We start from the raw sequence: 19232 nt of genomic DNA, 5'->3' as shown, positions 1-19232 counted from the left end.
TTGTCTTTGCAAAAAGACGGTGAGCTATTCGTGTGCACAAACTTAAAAACCGGTAAGAACATATGTCTTCATCAAGAGTTGCAGCAAGCAAGAGAATTAATTTCGGAAAAGTTAAGCACCTTGCAGAAATTCCCGACCTGCTCGGCATTCAGATTCAATCTTTTAAAGAGTATTTCCAGCTGGAAACCACGCCTGATAAGCGTAACATTGAAGGGTTGTTCCGTGTATTCAAGGAAAACTTTCCTATTACCGATACACGTAACATTTTCGTTCTGGAATTCTTAGATTACTTTATTGATCCTCCCCGTTATTCTATTGAAGAATGTATGGAGCGTGGATTAACATATGCGGTTCCTCTCAAGGCCAAACTCCGTTTGAGCTGTAACGATGAGGAGCACGTTGATTTCCAGACCATCGTTCAGGATGTGTTTTTAGGAAATATCCCTTACATGACTCCCCGTGGTACATTCGTGATCAACGGTGCTGAGCGTGTAGTGGTATCTCAGTTACACCGTTCTCCTGGTGTATTCTTCGGTCAGTCTATTCACCCCAACGGAACCAAGATCTACTCGGCTCGTGTAATTCCGTTCAAAGGTGCCTGGATGGAGTTTGCTACAGACATCAACAACGTAATGTATGCGTACATCGACCGTAAGAAAAAGTTCCCTGTAACTACTTTATTACGTTCTATTGGCTTCGAAACAGACAAGGACATCCTTGAACTGTTTGGTATGGCTGATGAAGTAAAAGCAGATAAAAAAGCATTGGAAAAATACGAAGGCAAGCGTTTAGCTGCCCGTGTACTCCGTAGCTGGGTAGAAGATTTCGTAGACGAAGATACCGGTGAGGTTGTGAGCATTGAGCGTAACGAAGTGGTATTGGAGCGTGATTCTATTCTTGACGCTGAAGCGATTGAAATGATCAGCGAAATGGAAGTGAAGAGCGTATTCGTTCAGAAAGAAGAAGTGAGCGGCGATTTCGCAATCATCTACAACACATTAAACAAAGATACTTCGAACAGTGAGTTGGAAGCGGTACAGCACATCTATCGCCAGTTGCGTGGTGCTGATGCTCCTGATAACGAAACTGCACGTGGTATTATCGATAAATTATTCTTCAGCGATAAGCGTTACGATCTCGGTGAAGTTGGTCGTTACAAGATCAACCGTAAGCTTGGCTTAAACTTCCCGATTGAGAAGAAGGTATTGACGAAAGATGATATCATCGCCATCATCAAATACCTGGTGAAGTTAACCAACGCTAAAGCTGAAATTGATGATATCGATCACTTGAGCAACCGTCGTGTACGTACAGTGGGCGAGCAGTTGTATGCTCAGTTCGGCGTAGGTCTGGCACGTATGGCCCGTACCATCCGTGAGCGTATGAACGTACGTGACAACGAGGTATTTACTCCGGTTGATCTGATTAATGCAAGAACATTGTCATCAGTGATCAACTCGTTCTTCGGTACATCACAGTTATCACAGTTCCTTGATCAGACAAACCCGCTTTCTGAGATCACACACAAACGTCGTATCTCCGCACTCGGACCCGGTGGTTTGAGTCGTGAAAGAGCAGGTTTCGAGGTGCGTGACGTACACTACAGCCACTATGGTCGTTTGTGTACAATTGAAACGCCTGAAGGTCCGAACATCGGTTTGATCTCTACTCTTTGCGTACACGCTACAGTAAACGATATGGGCTTTATTGAAACGCCTTATCGTAAAGTAGAAAATGGTAAAGCCGATGTAAAAAATCTTACTTACCTGAGTGCAGAAGAAGAAGATACAGCGAAGATTGCTCAGGTAAATATCGACATCGACGATAAAGGAAACATCATTGAAGAAAAAGTTCGTTCACGTGAAAGTGGCGACTTCCCGATTCTTGAAAGAGCAGAGGTGGAATACATGGACGTTGCGCCTAACCAGATTGTTGGTTTGAGTGCGTCACTGATTCCGTTCCTTGAGCATGATGATGCCAACCGTGCATTGATGGGATCGAACATGCAACGTCAGGCAGTGCCGCTTGTACGTCCGCAGGCGCCTATCGTAGGTACAGGTTTGGAAGCAATGGCAGCTCGTGACAGCCGTATTCAGTTAAACGCTGAAGGTAAAGGTGTAGTTGAGTATGTTGATGCAATTGAAATTCACGTTCGTTACGAAAGAAGCGAAGAGCAACGTTTGGTAAGCTTTGAAGATGATCTGAAAATCTACAAGCTCACGAAGTTTATCAAAACAAACCAAAGCACTTGTATTAACCTGAAACCTTGCGTTAAGAAAGGACAGGCAGTAAAAGAAGGCGACTTCCTTACTGAAGGTTATGCAGTGAAAGATGGCGAACTGGCATTGGGTCGCAACCTGAAGGTAGCGTTCATGCCATGGAAAGGTTACAACTTCGAGGATGCCATCGTAATCAACGAAAAAGTTGTGAAAGAAGATCTCTTTACTTCTGTACACGTTGAAGAATACGAACTCGAAGTACGTGATACGAAATTGGGTGAAGAAGAATTAACTCCGGATATTCCAAACGTAAGTGAGGAAGCAACAAAAGATCTCGATCAGAACGGTATCATCCGTATTGGTGCAGCTATCAAAGAAGGTGATATCCTCATTGGTAAGATCACACCTAAAGGAGAAAGCGATCCAACTCCTGAAGAGAAATTGTTGCGTGCCATCTTTGGTGATAAAGCAGGTGATGCAAAAGATGCTTCACTGAAAGCTCCAAGTGGTACAGAAGGTGTGGTAATTGATAAGAAACTTTTCCAACGTGCGAAGAAAGATAAGAATGGTAAGATCCGTGAAAAAGCATTGCTGGAAAAAGTAGAAAAGATTCACGAAAAGAATACAGCGGATTTACTGGATGTATTGCTGAGCAAATTGTTATCGTTGCTGAAGGATAAAACTTCTGCAGGCGTTAACAACAACTTCGGCGAATCATTAATTGGTAAAGGCGCTAAGTTTAACCAAAAGAACCTTGCTGGTATTGACTATGCAAACGTTAATCCTTTAGGTTGGACAGGTGATGCAGTAACTGACGAATGGATCAACCAATTGTTGCACAACTACAACATCAAATACAACGAGGAACTCGGCCGTTACAAGCGTGAGAAGTTCAACATCTCTATTGGTGATGAATTGCCAGCCGGTGTATTGAAACTTGCTAAAGTTTACTTGGCTGTTAAGCGTAAACTGAAAGTGGGTGATAAGATGGCGGGTCGTCACGGTAACAAAGGTATCGTTGCAAAAATCGTTCGCCAGGAAGATATGCCGTTCCTTGAAGACGGTACTCCGGTTGACATCGTATTGAACCCGCTTGGTGTACCTAGCCGTATGAACCTTGGACAGATTTACGAAACTGTACTTGGTTGGGCTGGTGAAAAATTAGGTGTGAAGTTCGCTACACCAATCTTCGATGGTGCTACGGTTGAAGAAATTGCAGGACATATTGCTGAAGCAGGTTTACCAACCTTCGGTCATACATTCCTTTACGATGGCGAAACAGGTGAGCGTTTCCACCAGAAGGCAACAGTTGGTATCATTTACATGATCAAACTGCACCACATGGTTGATGATAAGATGCACGCCCGTTCAATCGGACCATACAGCTTAATCACACAACAACCGTTGGGTGGTAAGGCACAGTTCGGTGGTCAGCGTTTTGGTGAAATGGAGGTATGGGCATTGGAAGCATACGGTGCGTCTAACATCCTGCAGGAGTTACTTACAATCAAATCGGATGACATCATGGGTCGTGCAAAAACTTATGAGGCCATCGTTAAAGGTGATAACGTTCCAAGACCAGGTGTTCCTGAATCATTCAACGTATTGGTTCATGAATTAAGAGGCTTGGGCTTAGACCTGAAATTTGAAGAGTAATTCCGGTTACCGGTTGCCAGTTACTGGTTACCGGTTTCCTGTTGTTCCGGCGAACAGTTGAAGTACAATAACCGGAATGTAGCAAATGGTACTTCGTAAATCTAAAATCGAAAATAAACATATGGCATTCAGAAAAGATAATCGTCAGAGGCCAACGTTTTCTAAAATCACCATCGGACTTGCATCTCCCGATACCATCCTGGAACGCAGTTTTGGTGAAGTATTAAAGCCCGAAACAATCAACTATCGTACATACAAACCTGAGCGTGATGGTTTGTTCTGCGAAAGAATTTTCGGACCGGTAAAAGATTTCGAATGTGCTTGTGGTAAGTACAAGCGAATCCGTTACAAAGGCATTGTGTGCGACCGTTGCGGTGTAGAAGTAACAGAAAAGAAAGTACGTCGTGAGCGTATGGGCCACATCAAACTGGTGGTGCCTGTAGTACACATCTGGTACTTTAAATCGTTGCCAAACAAAATCGGTTACTTACTCGGTGTTAGCTCTAAGAAATTAGAGACCATCGTTTACTACGAACGCTATGTGGTTATTCAAGCCGGCGTTAAAGAAAATCTCAACACAGGTGATTTGTTAACAGAAGAGGAATACCTCGATCTGTTGGATACATTGCCAAAAGATAACCAGTACCTGCCCGATGAAGATCCTCAGAAATTCATTGCGAAGATGGGTGCTGAAGCTGTACACGATCTGTTAGCCCGCATTGATCTCGATCAATTGAGCTACGATCTGCGTAACGCAGCTGCAACTGAAACTTCACAACAACGTCGTGCAGATGCGTTGAAGCGTTTAAGTGTTGTGGAAGCTTTCCGTGATGCAAACCAACGTATCACTAACCGTCCTGAATGGATGGTGATGCAATACATCCCCGTTATTCCGCCGGAACTGCGTCCGCTTGTTCCTTTGGATGGTGGTCGTTTCGCATCATCTGATCTGAATGACTTATACCGTCGTGTAATTATCCGTAACAACCGTTTGAAGCGTCTCCTCGAGATTAAAGCTCCTGAGGTAATCCTTCGTAACGAAAAACGTATGTTACAGGAAGCCATCGATTCATTGTTCGATAACAGCCGTAAATCAAATGCGGTGAAAGCGGAAGGTGGTCGTGCATTGAAATCGTTGAGTGATGTATTGAAAGGTAAACAAGGTCGTTTCCGTCAGAACTTGCTCGGTAAGCGTGTTGACTATTCTGGTCGTTCGGTTATCGTTGTAGGTCCTGAAATGAAACTGCATGAGTGCGGTTTACCAAAAGATATGGCTGCTGAATTGTTTAAACCATTCATCATCCGTAAACTGATTGAAAGAGGTATCGTAAAAACAGTGAAGTCTGCACGTAAACTGGTAGACAAGAAGGAAGCTGTAGTTTGGGATATCCTTGAAAATATTCTGAAAGGTCACCCGATCATGTTGAACCGTGCCCCCACGCTTCACCGTTTGTCGATCCAGGCGTTCCAGCCAAAGTTGATTGAAGGTAAAGCCATTCAATTGCACCCGCTCGTATGTTCTGCGTTTAACGCCGACTTTGATGGTGACCAGATGGCGGTACACGTTCCGTTAAGCAATGCTGCGATTCTTGAAGCACAATTGTTGATGCTTGCTTCGCACAACATTCTTAACCCGCAGAACGGTCAGCCGATCACCCTTCCTTCACAGGACATGGTACTCGGTTTGTACTACATTTCAAAAGGAAAGAAAACAACCGATACAGAAATTGTAAAAGGACAGGGTAAAGCTTTCTATTCTGCAGAAGAAGTAATCATTGCTTACAACGAAAAGCAGGTTGATCTTCATGCATGGATTAAAGTTAAAGCCAACGTACGTAATGCCGAAACAGGAGAGTTGACTTACAAGTTGATTGAAACAACTGTAGGTCGTGTCATCTTTAACCAGTTTGTACCGAAAGAAGTTGGTTTCGTAAACGCATTGTTAACAAAGAAAAACCTTCGTGAAATCATTGGCGATATCATCGAAATCACCAACGTTCCAAAAACTGCGAAGTTCCTTGATGATATCAAGACGCTCGGTTTCCGCACAGCCTTCCAGGGTGGTCTGTCGTTCAACATCAATGACCTGATTATTCCTGAAATCAAAGCTGAGCTCGTAGAAAACGCACAAGGTGAAGTAAACGAAGTTTGGGACAGCTATAATATGGGTCTTATCACCAACAACGAACGTTACAACCAGATCATCGATATCTGGAGCCGTGTGGATACACGTGTAACTGAAACGTTGATTCGTGAAATGGCTTCTGATAAGCAAGGTTTCAATTCGGTGTACATGATGCTTGACTCAGGTGCACGTGGTAGTAAGCAGCAGGTAAAACAGCTCGCTGGTATCCGTGGTCTGATGGCGAAACCTCGTAAGAGTGGTTCTACAGGAAGCGAGATCATCGAAAACCCTGTATTGAGTAACTTTAAAGATGGCCTGAGCGTATTGGATTACTTCATCTCTACGCACGGTGCCCGTAAAGGTCTTGCCGATACGGCGTTGAAAACAGCGGATGCGGGTTATTTGACTCGTCGTCTCGTAGACGTTGCACAAGACGTTGTAATCAACGATGAGGATTGCGGTACACTCCGTGGTATTGCTACAAGTGCATTAAAAGATAACGAAGATATTATTGAACCATTGAGCGATCGTATTGAAGGCCGTACATCATTACACGATGTGTATGATCCGCAAAGCGAAGAGCTGATTGTTGCAGCCGGCGAACAAATTTCTGCAGCCATTGCAAGAAAGATTGAAGAAGCAGGTATTGAAACAGTTGAAATCCGCTCGGTATTGACTTGCGAAAGCAAGCGTGGTGTGTGTGTAAGATGTTATGGCCGTAACCTTGCAACTGGTGCTACGGCACAGAAAGGTGATGCGGTTGGTATCATCGCTGCGCAGTCAATTGGTGAGCCTGGTACACAGCTTACATTGCGTACCTTCCACGTGGGTGGTGTTGCGGGTTCTGCATCAGTAGAATCTTCATTGCCGGCTAAATTTGATGGTACCATTCAGTTCGATGGATTACGTACTGTAACTGCTACCAACAACGAAGGTGAGAAAGTACAGATGGTAATCGGTCGTACAGGTGAGGTGCGTATCATGGATGTGAAGAATGACCGCTTATTGATCACGAATAACATTCCTTACGGTGCTACACTTACAGTGAAAGATGGTCAGCAAATCAAGAAAGGCGAACCGATCTGTACATGGGATCCGTTCAACAACGTTGTAATTGCTGAGATCGCCGGTACAATCAAATTCGAAAACATCATCGACGGTATTACCTTCCGTGAAGAAGCGGATGAACAAACAGGTCACCGTGAGAAAGTGGTTATCGAAACAAAAGATAAAACGAAGATCCCTGCATTGCTGGTTGAAGGCAAAGAGATCAAGTCTTATAACTTACCTGTAGGCTCACACATTGTGATCGAAGAAGGTGAAGAAGTAGTTGCCGGTCAGGTGTTGGTGAAAATCCCACGTGTACTTGGTAAGCTCCGTGATATCACCGGTGGTCTTCCTCGTGTAACTGAATTGTTTGAAGCACGTAACCCTGGTAACCCTGCTATCGTTTCTGAAATTGATGGTGTGGTTGCTTTCGGTAACATCAAACGTGGTAACCGTGAGATCATCGTAACAAGTAAGGATGATGTAACTAAGAAATATCTTGTTCCTTTAACTCGTCAGATCCTTGCACAAGAAGGTGACTTCATTAAGGCAGGTGCTCCGTTGAGTGATGGTCAGATCGCTCCTGGTGATATCCTCACCATCAAAGGTCCTTTCGCAGTACAGGAGTACGTTGTGAATGAGATCCAGGAGGTTTATCGTTTACAGGGTGTGAAGATCAACGACAAGCATATTGAAACAATCGTGCGCCAGATGATGAAGAAAGTAGAAATCATCGACGCTGGTGATACGAAGTTCCTGGAAGAAGACCTTGTTGACCGTTTCGAATTTAACGATGAGAACGATCGCATCTTCGACAAGAAAGTTGTTACAGAACCTGGCGATAGCAATAAGTTCCGTCCCGGACAGATCGTTACACTGCGTGAACTTCGTGAAGAGAACAGCATCCTCCGTCGTGCAGATAAGAAACTGGTAGAAGTAAGAGATGCACATCCTGCAACAGCACAACCGGTATTGCTTGGTATTACCAAAGCATCTCTGGGTGTACAAAGCTGGATCTCTGCTGCATCGTTCCAGGAAACAACGAAGGTGTTAAGCACTGCTGCAATTGAAGGTAAAACCGATGATTTATTAGGCTTGAAAGAGAACGTAATCACCGGTCACCCAATACCTGCAGGTACAGGCTTGCGTGAGTTCGAAAACATGATCGTTGGTAGCAAAGAAGAGTATGAATTACTCCTTACTACCAAAGAAGCCATGAGTTTCGATGAAGAAGAGTAAGCAACAGCTGAAGAATAATCAAAAGTCCTCCGGTAACGGAGGACTTTTTTATTTGCGAAATGAGAAGTACGAGGTACGAAAAGAGGCAAGAAAGATAAATGGGCTTTCTTAGTAATTGAGTGGTAGACTTATTGTTTGAATTTTGGGTTTTCCTTCTTGTGCCTTGGATTCTCTTGCTTGTTTTTTGAGCCTTCTTCTTGTTAACGCTTTCTTAAAAACCACTTCGTTTTTTTACAGTCAAACGAAATCCTTTACTTTGCCCACCTAGTTATGAAAAGTTTACAAAGTATTTTATTGTGGGTATTATTAGCAGCTGTTGCTGTATTGTATGTATTGCATTTCAGTGGTGGAAAAAAAGCAACTGAAACAAAAGCCAACATTGTTGTAAAAGACAGTGCTGGTAATGAACTTCCACAACACATTAAAGTGGCCTATATCGATCTGGATACCGTGCAGAAGTATTACGAATTCTTCAAGCTGAAGAATGAAGAACTGGAACGTGAAAAGAACCGTTACGATAACCAGATTCAAAGTGACTTAAATAAACTGGAACGTGACCGTGTTGAATTCTTAAAGAAAGGACAAGCTATTACACAGGTTGAAGCAGAAAAGTTTCAGCAGGAGTATCAAACACGCTATCAGCAAATTGGCCAGCGCCAACAAACATATCAGGGCCAGCATCTCGAAAACCAGTCGAGAGCTATTGATGAAATTCAGAAGAAGATCAATGAATACCTGAAAGAATACAATAAAACAGGTAAGTATAATTTTATTTTCTCTACGCAGGAAGGCAACCCTACGTTGTATTACAAAGACACCGCATTCAACATTACAACAGATGTTGTGAAGGGCCTGAACGACGCCTACAAGCAGTCTAAGAAGCAGTAAGCAGTTACAAATTAATCCTTATCTTCCGTTTCATTATTTTGAAACGAAACCTCTGCTATGTCTGCAACACAACAGGAATTTAAACCAACGCTAAGTTTACTCGATGCCACAATGATTGTGGCAGGCTCTATGATCGGCTCCGGTATTTTTATTGTGAGCGCTGATATTACCCGCAACGTAGGTAGTGCCGGATGGCTTTTATTTGTTTGGCTCATTACCGGGTTTATGACGTTGACAGCAGCATTGAGCTATGGCGAGTTAAGTGCCATGTTCCCGAAAGCAGGCGGACAGTATGTGTATTTAAAAGAGGCATTCAATAAACTCGCAGGCTTTCTTTACGGCTGGAGTTTTTTTACAGTCATTCAAACGGCAACGATTGCCGCAGTAGGTGTAGCGTTTTCAAAGTTTACCGGTTATTTTATTCCTGCGTTGGATATCAACGATGAGAATATTCTTTTTCAACTTGGTTTCTTTAAGCTGTATCCTGCACAGCTTGTATCTATAGCTGTTATTGCGTTGTTGACGTACATCAACACAAAAGGTGTGCAAGGTGGTAAAATCATTCAAACCATCTTCACCATTACAAAACTTGTTTCATTGTTTGGTTTAATTGTGTTTGGTTTGTTATTAGCAGCGAAAGCAGATGTGTGGAATGCCAACTGGGAAAATGCCTGGCAAATGAGCAAGATACAGGAAGGCGGGATGATGGCCGGTATTGCAGGCAGTGCGGTATTAGGAGCCATTGCTGCATCCATGACGGGTTCAATCTTCAGCAGCGATGCATGGAATAACGTAACCTTTATTGCAGGCGAAATTAAAAATCCTAAACGCAATATTGGTTTAAGTCTGTTCCTCGGTACGTTGATCGTTACCATCATTTACATTGCTGCAAATATTATGTACATCAGTGTACTGCCGTTGAATGGTGGTGAGCAGAGTATAGCATTTGCCAAACAGGATCGTGTAGCCGTTGCAGCTGCTAATGAAATATTTGGTAGTATTGGTATGTATGTAATTGCTGTAATGATCATGATCTCCACATTCGGTTGCATCAATGGTCTTGTGTTATCGGGTGCAAGAGTATATTACACGATGGCACAGGATGGATTGTTCTTTAAACAAGCGGGCACATTAAATGAAAATGCAGTACCACAATGGGCGTTGTGGGCGCAATGCGTGTGGGCTTCTTTACTTTGTTTAAGCGGACAGTATGGCGATTTGCTTGATATGATTTCTTTTGTAGTGGTACTCTTCTATGTACTTACCATCATGGGTATTTTTGTATTGCGTGCCAAACGTCCGGATATGGAAAGGCCATACAAAGCATTTGCATATCCTGTACTCCCCATCATTTATATTGTACTTGGTTTAACGTTTTGCTTCTTTCTCATTACCATGAAGCCGCTTTATGCAGGTATTGGTTTGGGAATTGTTTTATTAGGTATTCCTGTTTATTATATTGCAGTCGCAAATCAAAAGAAGGCGGTTTAGTATGGGTGCGGTTAATTTCGATGCGTTATTTCAAAAGTTTACACAATTAAAAGCAGGTGTTATCGGCGATGTTATGCTTGATACCTACATGTGGGGACATGTAGATCGTATTTCGCCGGAAGCTCCTGTGCCTGTTGTGTCGCTCGATAAAAAAGAATACCGTATTGGTGGTGCTGCAAACGTAGCATTAAACCTTGCCTCGCTTGGTGCAACTGTTTCGATGCTGAGTGTAATTGGAGCCGATGATGATGGCAAACAATTACAGCAACTGTTGGAGCAAAAAGATATCCGAACAGATTTTTTGCTTGCCAGTGCTAAACGCATTACTACCAGTAAAACACGCATCATCAGCCGTAACCAGCAAATGATGCGGCTCGATAATGAAATTACCAACGATCTTGGCTATGAAGATGAACAACGGATGATCCTTGCCATACAAATGTTTATTGCGCAGGAGAAACCCGATGTGATCATTTTCGAAGATTACAATAAAGGGGTACTTACCGAAACGGTTATTCAGAAAGCAATTGATTTGTGCAGGCATAATGGGATTATAACAACAGTTGATCCCAAGCGTAAAAACTTTTTTGCGTACAAAGCTGTTGATGTGTTTAAACCCAACCTGAAAGAAGTAAAAGACGGATTGAATCTTTTGCTTGAAAATGTAAACGAAGAGAGCCTTCGTTCCATTCATACACAGCTGCAGGAAAAACTCAATCATTCGATTTCGTTTATAACGCTTTCTGAAAAAGGCGTGTTCTATCAAAAAGAAAATGAAGCAGCTGTTATTCCTTCGCACCTGCGTTATATTGCCGATGTAAGTGGTGCCGGCGATACGGTGATTGCTGTTGCATCGCTGGTATATGCTGCTACAAACAACGTGCAGCTGATGGCTGAAATGGCCAATATTGCAGGCGGACTTGTGTGCGAAGAAGTAGGCACCGCTGCCATTAAAAAAGACCGGCTTTTACAGGAATGTAAACATTTGCTCGGTTAAACCTGTTATCATTTACGATAATCATTCCTCTCTCTTATCTTTGATTTTATGCAAACGTATGTAGTTATTGTGGCCGGCGGATCCGGTAAGCGAATGGGTTCTGTGCTTCCAAAACAATTTCTTTTACTGAAAAATAAACCGGTGCTGTATTACACTATCAATGCTTTTCTTACGGCATTGCCGGAGTGCAAAGTAATTGTAGTGTTACCGGAAGAGCACCTGGAGCTGGGTAAAGAAATTATTGATGGTTTTTTTGATGAACAGCGTATACAGTTAACTGTTGGTGGCGAAACCCGTTTTCATTCGGTACAGAACGGGTTGAAACTGATAGAAGAGGAATCGATCATTTTTGTACACGATGGTGTGCGTTGCCTGGTAAGTGAAGAATTGATTAAGCGTTGCTATGAAACAGCATTGGAAACAGGAAGCGCTGTGCCTGCAGTTGAATGCAGAGACAGTGTGCGGATGATTACGGAAGATGGGAATGATCCTGTAGACAGAAGCAAACTGCGGTTGGTACAAACGCCGCAAACCTTCCATAGTAAAATTTTATTACCTGCATTTGCCATCGACTACAAAGCATGGTTTACCGATGAAGCCACAGTTGTAGAAGCCTTCGGTTTAAAAATAACATTGGTACAAGGCGAAGAAAAAAACATCAAGATCACTAATCCGATTGATCTGGTAATAGCCGAAAAGATATTAGAAGGATAGAGACTTTATACTCATCATTGATCATTCATCACTCATTATTCAGCTACTCTTTCAACCATCGTAACAATCTCGGCAACCGGTTCATCCGTAAAGCAGGATAATGTTCTTCTGCAGCACCGTAACTGCTGTAAAAGAACGCAAGGTTGCGGATATCACTTCCCTCAAAATCGAGCAATGCATCGGTTTCTGCATGTAATGCAATAAACCGGTCAATTAAATAATGCGAAGCGCCAAGTGTTTTGCCGTTTGGATGATTACCAACAAGAATATAGTACCAACGTTTGTGTGAGTATAAAAACACAGCAGAAGCCAACAGTTGATTATTGGCAGCATAAATACCGAGTGTTTCTGCCTGTTGAAATTGTTTGGCATGTGCAACAACTTTTTTAAACCGGTCGATCTGGTCGTCGGTTATTGCCGACACACGTTGCATGGTTTCTTTTGCAAGGGCGATGATAGCATCAAGCTCAATGTGCTGCTTGACCTGCAATTTACTCTGCTCTGCTTTTTTAATATTCCGCTTCAGGTTGTTGCGGTAAGCGTCGGTAATTGTGTTATACGGTTTATTTAAGGACAATACATAGTTGATCCGTTCTGTTAAAGGGAAACCTTCAACTGGAAAAAGATTGTCTTTATTGAGATAAATATCGATGTAACGAAAACGTGGAGGAATGCTCTTGAGAAATTGTTCTGTTACTGCAGCAGTTACAGGTTGTTTAGCAAAAACACCCAGCGATGCACAGAAATAGGGTTGATACAGATAACTGATGCCATATTTTTTATTATAGGTTAATGGCATTACAGCTTCGTAATCGTTCAGCACCAATGCATCCCATTCGCCAGCCATCGCATCGAGATACCAACTGTAACCATAAATCAATCCATTTACTGCATTATCAATACAGTCGTTCCATTTTTGTTTATCAACGGATGCTGCCGGTATGTACTTGATGGCTTCCATTAAAAAGGTAAACGACGATCGAACTTTTTTAAGCTGAGGTATTGCAGATCAATTGTAAATGCAATGTTCTTTAAAAAGCGTTTTTCTGTAATAGTCGATTGGAAATAATCTTTGTACGGTTTGCTGTACAGCAAAGGCGCATAAATATTGATTGTATTTTTTAACAACGACAACTGCAAACCTGCGTTGTACAACAGCCTGCTTCCTTCGGCATTGGGCTGCCATGCCTCGGCATACGTACCAAAATCAACATATACTTTTAGCGGAACCGTAAAGGGCAAAAGACGCAGGATGTTGATTTGATCGGGAATATCGGTAGAGAAATTTACAGCAACCAACCAGTTGTCTGTCTTGCCAATTTTGTTTGCAAGGAAATCGGTACGTACTTTAAAACCACCATCACGCATCATCATCTGTTGTGCAGCAAAGCCATCCTGTTCGCTGCGGCCATAAAAGTAATTACTGTATGTATAATCTTCCGAACCTTTTGGTGCAGATAAGTTTAAATGATAGGGATCTGTTGCAAATACTTTACTTGTAGTACGATCGCCCAGGTACATGAACTTGCCGGCGAAGAAGCGTATATCTGCACCCAGCCGTTCGTTGTAGTTAAAATAGTAATTACCGGTAAAGGCAAGCCGCACAAAATCCTTTGCCTGTTCGGCCATTAACTCACCACGATAAGGATAAAGTGCTCTTGTATCCTGTATAACAAAACGTAGTTGGTTTAAATAACGGCTGCCTGTTTCTTTATTGATAATGGTGTAACGATCGCCATTCGGAAACGTATCCGACTTAAAGCGGAGATTATCTTCGGAAATGAAAAATGTTTTCCATTGTATAAAGCGTTCTCTTGTACTACGTGGATTATCTTCTTTCAATACCAATTTGAGCGTAGGAGATAGTTTACGAAAACCTGTTACAAAAGTTTGATTGGCAGTATCGGTAAAATTATCTGTATTAAACTTCAAGGCATTTACAGCAACTGTAATCCGCTGAAAGGTGCGCTTGGGATAAAGGGTATAACTCGCTCTTGCAAAACCATTCAACTCTTTGCTCTTGGTTGCATACATCGGTGCAATAATAAACTGAAGTGCTCTTGGTTCAAGGGTATAATTGGTTAAAGCACCTCCAATCATAAATCCATCGTACTTATTAATGCCTAAGACCGGTGTAACGATGAGTGTATTTGTAGATGAATTATTTACACCTGCAAAAGGTTTAATGCTGAGTGTCTTTTTCGGCGCCGGCTGTAACGGGCCTGTCTTGTTCAATAGTGCAAACTCCTGATCTAAATTTTGTCCTGAGCTTTGTTCTAAGGAAAGTTTTAAATCGGCAGGTGAGGGGTGCTTTCCTTTCCATTGCTGAAAATAGAATTGCATGGCTGCATCAAAAGCTGTGCGGCCTAATTTCTTTTCGAGCAAATGCATAAAGTCTGCGCCTTTTTCATAGGCAATCAATCCGTAATTCATCTCCGTTAAACTGTCGGCACTTGTATTCATTGGTTGATCGAGATGCCACTGTTCAAAACTGTTGAGGAATAATTTTTCACCAGCATTGAAACTGATCAGTTGCTTCTTTTTAACAGTGGTATCACGGTAACGGCTCAGCTCTTTATCAAAGCGTTCATCGTAGTAACTGTTAACCCCTTCATCTAACCAAGGGTATTTGCGTTCGTTGCTTGCAAGCATTGCCTGGAACCAATTGTGCCCTACTTCATGTTCAATAACGCTTTCAAGTTCTTGTGCAGATGACATGGCTGTTATAGAAGTAATGCACGGATATTCCATGCCCCCCGGGAAACCCATCTTTGCTTCAACTGCAGAAACAACCGTGTAAGGGTACTCGCCAACTGCATTGCTTCGGTATACAACAGCATCCTTCACCATCTGTACGCTGTTTTTCCAAACGGCTTTGTTGTTTTCTGTAAAAGCAGTGAAGACGTTTACAATACGTCCACTTTTTAATTGCAAGGTATCAAATTGAACGAGGTATTTCTTATCGGCAAACCATGCAAAGTCGTGTACATTGGTTTGTTTATAGAGAAGTGTTTTTGTTTCTTCCTGTACCGGAGCAGTTGTTACAACAGGGTTCTTGCTGACAGTTTTTTTTGCTGTTGTTTTTTTGGCAACAGGCTTTTGTGCTGCCACAACCGGTGTAGGCGTGCTACGTTGCTTCAACCATTCGAGTTCTTCTTTATTCTGCAATTCGCCTGTACTTAATACAACATAACTTTTCGGCACGGTAATCTTCACTTCATAATTACCAAAGTTGTTGTAAAATTCTCCCTGGTCTAAATATGGCATGGGATGCCAACCGTTACGATCGTAGACAGCGGGCTTGGGGTACCATTGGGTAACCTGGTAGCTTTTACCAACATGGCCGCCACGTGAAAAATTCTTTGGCAGCTGCACATGAAACGGAGTGGTAATAAACGCTCTTGCACCCGGTGCTAATGGTTGCGGTAATACTACTTTAATGATATCGATGTGCTGCGGATGATCTTCTGTTTTTGCAAGTACATTGTTTACACGAAAGTCGAGGCGATTGATGTAGCCACGATCTTTCGCATCTGCAAAATAAAAGTCGGTGCGGCCGTTTTCCAGCAGCTGATCGCTGAAGGCTGTTCTGTCTGTACGATAAGCATTCGGCCATACATGAAACCAGATATAGGTTAATGTATCGGGCGAATGATTGATGTATTCAATCTTTGCAAAACCATCTAACGTATGATCGTTGTCGTTCAGTTTTACATCGATGGAAAAATTTACCTGTTGCTGCCAATAGGCTTGCTGCGCATACAAAGCAGATGAAACTATGAGAAAAAGGAAAGCAAATAGATACTTCACTCAATGGGTTTTCTCAAAAATAACACCTTCTTTCCGATAGACCTACAGTAGTTTACCTTTCTCTTTGAGGCGGGCAAAAAGTTCATCTAAGTTGCGGTTGCTTACACGTTCCATCACCTCTTTAAAATCTTCAGGATAGGGGTGGCGGAATTTCCATTGGTCGTAGTAAGTGTGAATGGCTTTATCGAAAACAGGACGACCCAATTCCTGTTCGAGCAAAAAGGCCCAGATGGCAGTTTTCAGATAAATGACAATGCCATATTCATCTTTATTTTTAAAATCTTCTGAAGGCGTTTCAATGGCATCCTTCATGGGTATTTCGTTCATGGCGTTATAAATGATGGCAAGAAATTCTGAAGGGCCACGTTGCTTTAATTCTGCAGGTAATGCACTACCGAAAATAGAATTGCTTCTGTATTTCTCTGCTTCATAACGAAACTGGAAAAAGCTGTTGAGGCCTTCATCCATCCACGCATGTGCACGCTCGTTACTGCCGAGAATACCATAAAACCAGTTGTGCCCAACTTCATGTGTAATCACAGCATCCAGTGTTTCTGTATTGGCATCGGGGCTTGTAATGAGTGTAACCATCGGGTATTCCATGCCACCACTTGAAACATTACCCGGGCCTTCCACTGCACTTACAGCAGGGTAGGGATATTCGCCAATCCAGTTGGAATAATTTCTTACCGCATCTTCTACGTGGCTCACACTTTTACTCCATTCTGTATTTGCTTTATTTGAAAAGAAGGTAAATGCATCGATGATTTTTCCTGAAGGAAGTGCTAATGTATCGTACTGCACTACAAAATCGTTATCGGTAAACCATGCAAAGTCGTGTACGTTTTCGGCTTTGTATTGTAATGTTTTGAATGCTGCGTTTGATAACGGCGTATACGCTGTAAAGTTTGCTGTTTTTGTTTTGTTGATCGCACCTGCGGCTTTCAATGCCTGTAACTCATCCGGATTCTGCAGTGCTCCTGTTGAAGCAACCACATAATTTGCAGGCACAGTAATGTTAACTGTAAAATTGCCAAACTCACTGTAATACTCACCCATATTTAAGTAAGGCATGGGGTGCCATCCTTTACGGTCGTACACGGCAGGTTTGGGATACCATTGGCAAACAGCAAAGGCATCATCAATAAATCCGCTTCTGGAAAAGTAGGTAGGAAACTTAACATAGAAAGGTGTGCTGATGTTGATTTTGCCACCGGGTAATAATGGTTGTGGTAAAATGATCTTTACAATGTCGATATTCTTTTTATCGGCTTCAACAGTTACAGCTACATTGTTTACTTTAAAATTCAAACTGTCGATATAACCCTTCTCTGCCTGCTTAAATTTTTTGGCGCCTTCTTTGTCGCCTTCTTTGTATTGGGCATACAGTGCCGTTTTTTCATTCTTATACGCATTCGGCCAAAGATGGAACCAGATAAATGTTAAGGTGTCGGGTGAGTTGTTGCTGTACTCTATTTGCTCAAACGCTTTAATGGATTTGTCATTTACATTCAGCTTTACATCAATGCTGTAATTCACTTCCTGTTGCCAGTATTGTTGTTGTGCTTTTACCTGGGCAGATGTAAAAATGGCAAGAAACAGAATAATCTTCTTCATTGTGTTATTGTTAGCGACCCTTTCCCATAAAGATCAAGCGTATGGTATGGATCATGATTTTAATATCGAGTGCCAGTGAAATATTTTCAATATAAATTAAATCGTACTTGCTGCGTTCAACCATTTCATCTACATTTTCTGCATAGCCAAACTTTACCATACCCCAGGATGTAAGTCCGGGTTTTACACGTAACAGGTAACGATAGTACGGTGCTTTTTCCACCACCTGGTCAATATAAAATTTACGTTCGGGGCGTGGGCCAACTAAACTCATTTCACCTTTCAGAATATTCCACAGCTGCGGCAATTCATCCAAACGCCATTTGCGCATTACTTTGCCCCAAGCAGTAATCCGCTGATCGGTTTCGGATGATAATGCAGGTCCGTTCTTTTCTGCATCGGTGTACATCGAACGGAATTTATGAATGTAGAACGGTTTGCCTTTTAACCCGATGCGTTCCTGCGAATAAAAAACCGGTCCTGCAGAAGAAAGTTTCACACGGATAGCAATGAAGATGTATAACGGCAGTAACAACGTTATGGCAACAAGCGCAGCTGTAACATCGATCAGCCGTTTAATATTTTGCTGCCATTCACTCATCATGCCCGTGTGCAGATCGATGAGCATTGCGCCCAATACATTGCTTGTACGCACAGAACCTGAAAGAATGTCGATGGTATTGGGTAACAGTTTAATGCTTACATCCAGTTCACTTAAAATACTCAATGCATGTTCCATTGCAGGCCGTTCTTTCTCTTCTGTAGCAATAATTACCTGTTCAATTTTCTTCTCACGAACGATACTTGCGAGTGAATGGATGTTGCCCAACGATGGCATATAATTGCTCAGGCCGTTTGCAGTGCTTTCGGTTGGATAGATAAAACCTGCGAAATGAAAACCCTGTGTTTCGCCCGACTGGCGGATGTCTTTATATAATTTGATTGCACTTTGCTGTGCACCAATAATGAGTGTGTTGATTTGTACTTTTCCTGCGAGGAACTGCCGTTTAATAGCGGAGAGAATGAGCCAGCGGAAAAACCAGGTAAAACCAAAATGAAGTGCAAGCAACAATGCTGATTCTTTGTAATAATAGGTATACACATGAATCTGATCATCGAGCAGCAACGTGAAGAATACAATTAAACAGCCCACTAACGAACAGAAGAACGTAGCTGTTAATTCCTGCAACCTGGATTTGCTGTAAAGATTTTTATAGGCTCCGAATAAGTGATAGAGTATGATCCAGCAAACAGGAATAACAATGATGCCAAGAAAAAATGTTCTGTCGAAGGGTTGATTGAAAATAGCCGTTGCTTCGCCCAGCAGTACTCTTCGTAAGAGGTAAAACAGGCCCCAGCTTACTGTTGCCGAAAACCAATCGGCAACAACGTACCAGCTAATATGTAAACGGGTGTTTTCTTGCATGCA

10 protein-coding genes are annotated in these 19232 nt (G+C 42.3%); 6 read left to right on the top strand and 4 right to left on the bottom strand.

The features are described 5' to 3' along the window. Nucleotides 1-62 precede the first annotated feature (62 nt). The 6 genes from rpoB (at nt 63) to IQ13_RS17050 (ending at nt 12376) form a co-directional block, all read left to right on the top strand. Nucleotides 63-3875 (top strand): DNA-directed RNA polymerase subunit beta, encoded by a 3813-nt coding sequence (gene rpoB / locus IQ13_RS17075; protein WP_144887857.1) that lies wholly within the window; start codon nt 63-65, stop codon nt 3873-3875. 121 nt (nt 3876-3996) lie between these two features. Further along, nucleotides 3997-8286 carry a DNA-directed RNA polymerase subunit beta' gene (gene rpoC, locus IQ13_RS17070; protein WP_144887856.1) on the top strand — a complete coding sequence of 1430 codons (4290 nt, stop codon included), beginning with the start codon at nt 3997-3999 and terminating at the stop codon, nt 8284-8286. A 270-nt stretch (nt 8287-8556) separates the two neighbouring features. Beyond that, a complete protein-coding gene (locus tag IQ13_RS17065) occupies nt 8557-9174 on the top strand; it encodes an OmpH/Skp family outer membrane protein (protein WP_144887855.1) in 618 nt (205 codons plus the stop codon). Between the two features lie 57 nt (nt 9175-9231). Continuing rightward, on the top strand, nt 9232-10665 hold the full coding sequence (locus IQ13_RS17060) for an APC family permease (protein WP_144887854.1): 1434 nt from the start codon (nt 9232-9234) through the stop codon (nt 10663-10665). 1 nt (nt 10666) lies between these two features. Further along, complete coding sequence (locus IQ13_RS17055) at nt 10667-11662, top strand: bifunctional heptose 7-phosphate kinase/heptose 1-phosphate adenyltransferase (RefSeq protein WP_144887853.1); 996 nt, start codon at nt 10667-10669, stop codon at nt 11660-11662. Between the two features lie 48 nt (nt 11663-11710). After that, nucleotides 11711-12376, top strand: a complete 666-nt coding sequence (locus IQ13_RS17050) for a 2-C-methyl-D-erythritol 4-phosphate cytidylyltransferase (RefSeq protein ID WP_144887852.1) — start codon at nt 11711-11713, stop codon at nt 12374-12376. A gap of 43 nt (nt 12377-12419) precedes the next feature. Here IQ13_RS17050 and IQ13_RS17045 read toward each other — a convergent pair whose 3' ends face one another. From IQ13_RS17045 to IQ13_RS17030, 4 genes are read right to left on the bottom strand one after another with little or no spacing between them, the layout of a single operon-like run. Beyond that, complete coding sequence (locus tag IQ13_RS17045) at nt 12420-13337, bottom strand: GNAT family N-acetyltransferase (RefSeq protein ID WP_144887851.1); 918 nt, start codon at nt 13335-13337, stop codon at nt 12420-12422. Further along, entirely contained in the window at nt 13337-16186 is a 2850-nt protein-coding gene (locus IQ13_RS17040) for a M1 family metallopeptidase (protein WP_144887850.1), read from the bottom strand. Before IQ13_RS17040 ends, IQ13_RS17045 begins: the two co-directional genes overlap by 1 nt. A gap of 42 nt (nt 16187-16228) precedes the next feature. Further along, nucleotides 16229-17803, bottom strand: a complete 1575-nt coding sequence (locus IQ13_RS17035; protein WP_144887849.1) for a M1 family metallopeptidase — start codon at nt 17801-17803, stop codon at nt 16229-16231. A 10-nt stretch (nt 17804-17813) separates the two neighbouring features. Then, on the bottom strand, nt 17814-19229 hold the full coding sequence (locus IQ13_RS17030) for a sugar transferase (RefSeq protein ID WP_144887848.1): 1416 nt from the start codon (nt 19227-19229) through the stop codon (nt 17814-17816). Between the last annotated feature and the right edge of the window lie 3 nt (nt 19230-19232).

The organism is Lacibacter cauensis (genome assembly GCF_007830055.1).
Taxonomy (GTDB): domain Bacteria; phylum Bacteroidota; class Bacteroidia; order Chitinophagales; family Chitinophagaceae; genus Lacibacter; species Lacibacter cauensis.
The sequence above is the reverse complement of the archived record's forward strand: the minus strand, read 5'-3'. Positions and strand labels throughout refer to the sequence as shown.